Source organism: Burkholderia sp. SIMBA_051, from assembly GCF_046534915.1.
Classification (GTDB): Bacteria; Pseudomonadota; Gammaproteobacteria; order Burkholderiales; family Burkholderiaceae; genus Burkholderia; species Burkholderia ambifaria.
This window is the reverse complement of sequence record NZ_JAWRXS010000837.1, coordinates 1-238: the sequence shown is the minus strand read 5'-3', so window position 1 is coordinate 238 and position 238 is coordinate 1. Positions and strand designations below refer to the sequence as shown.

1 pseudogene is annotated in these 238 nt (G+C 64.7%); it reads left to right on the top strand.

From position 1 onward, the window contains the following. Positions 1–238: pseudogene (locus SB771_RS36800) on the top strand (IS5/IS1182 family transposase); the annotation flags it as partial.

The window sequence follows — 238 nt, the reverse complement described above, 5'->3', positions numbered from 1 at the left end:
GCCGAGATGGGATGCGGCTCGGGCGTGACATGTTGGCGCCGGCTGCGCGATTGGCAAGCAGCCGGTGTCTGGGATCGCTTGCACGAGCTACTGCTCGCAAAGCTGCGCGCAGCGGACCAGATCGACTTCTCACGAGCCGCCGTCGATTCATCATCGATTCGCGCCGTTGGGGCAGGCCAAAAACTGGGCCAAACCCCACCGATCGCGCGCGACCCGGTTCCAAGCACCACATCGTCAC